The 1,406-nt window shown below is 33.8% G+C and carries 1 protein-coding gene and 1 pseudogene; both read right to left on the reverse strand.

Going from position 1 to position 1,406, the window contains the following annotated elements:
* Positions 1-39: 39 nt before the first annotated feature.
* Positions 40-456 (reverse strand): annotated as a pseudogene (locus H4J63_RS20450) (transposase); the annotation flags it as partial.
* A gap of 24 nt (positions 457-480) precedes the next feature.
* The gene (locus H4J63_RS19695) at positions 481-1,311 is read right to left on the reverse strand and encodes an IS4 family transposase (protein ID WP_259365858.1); all 831 of its coding nucleotides are present in this window, start codon (positions 1,309-1,311) and stop codon (positions 481-483) included.
* Between the last annotated feature and the right edge of the window lie 95 nt (positions 1,312-1,406).

Here is a 1,406-nt window from a genome sequence, read left to right on the forward strand (position 1 = left end):
GTCATAGGTAGGTACTTAAGAAAAATATTAAGTACAGCCTTAAAAATTTGGCTCTACCCCATACTGAAATACTCCTGTTTTTCGATCGCGTTTGGGGTGTGCCCTAGCTGCATTTTTCCTCAGAAAGTCAAATGCTGCATTAACTGCATTTAACAATCCTTTCCTATGCTTCCTAATAATCGCTGTTAATATGCCAATCCACCAAACACCCGTTGTTTTTGCTACTGTCATTGTAGACATTTCAGTTTTGAATATCTTTTCAATACAGCCAGTTAAAAACCTTTTAAGCGTGGTTACTATTAAACTTACATAAATTAGCGCCTCTTGTAAGGTTGCGTTTGATGTTTGAAAGCCGCGTAAATTATTATAAGACTTACACTCCTTAAAAAGTAATTCAACCTGCCAGCGTAACCTATATAATTTGCCTATTTCAGTCGCTGTAAATTCATCAATAGATAAATTAGTGACTAAAAATGTATATTATTTTTCTTTTTTTGACCAATACCCAACGACTCTTGTTAGCTTGTTTTTTATGCTAACATTCATATCAATAAGATCATTTTTAGGTAATTCGGGGAGCAATTCACATAACTTTGGGGAATGACTTCCTGTTAATTCCTGTCCATTTTGCTTAAAAGCATTATGTACTCTGACTGCTTTTAACCCCTTAGCTCTTAATACGTAAAATCCTCCTGCTTTATCTAATTCATGAATATAACTACCTGAATAATACCCTCTATCAGCAAGTAACAACTGTCCTTTCAACTCTTTAAATGTTGGAAGTTCTTCACGTTCAGAATAACTGTCTGGTGTTATACCTGCTTTTTCAAAGCAACCTTGCGTTAAATTTAAAGTAGCATGCAATTCAATCGCTGCTGGACACGTATTTGAAAATCGCCCAGGAAAAACATCTTTTAAAGAACGATGAAGCATAATAGAGCTACCGTCCTGAATTAAAATATTCTCAAACTTGAACAAATCTTTTTTCGTGTACTTAAGCGCATCATTTATCCAACAATTAAAAACTCTATTTGTTACCTCTCGCATTAGTTCAGCTAGTTCAGGTTTAACTAACTGGTTATGAAAAGGCTTATACTTAATAGACTGCCCTGTTAGCTGATTATAAACTCTTAATATTTCGGATAAATAGATCGTTTTTTTATCCCCAAGCGCAGCAACAAGACTAACAACCATATGAAATGCGGTAATATTTCTTTCTCTTTTAGTAAATGCTACTTGTTTACCAAGTCGGTTCAGTTTTTTTTCACTTAGGATACTTTTTAACTTATTAATAAAAATGTTAGCATTCATTTGAAGCTCTTTTCTTGATTCTGTGGTTTGTGTGGTAATAACCATTTGATCATGAATTGAGCTTCAACTCAATTTCTTAAGATCTTACCTATGAC

The organism is Pseudoalteromonas sp. 5Ae-yellow (assembly GCF_014077565.1).
Lineage (GTDB): Bacteria > Pseudomonadota > Gammaproteobacteria > Enterobacterales > Alteromonadaceae > Pseudoalteromonas.

Coding starts and splice junctions, on each gene's coding strand:
- H4J63_RS19695 (WP_259365858.1), bottom strand. CDS start 1,311: ATGAATGCTAACATTTTTATTAATAAGTTAAAAAGTATCCTAAGTGAA.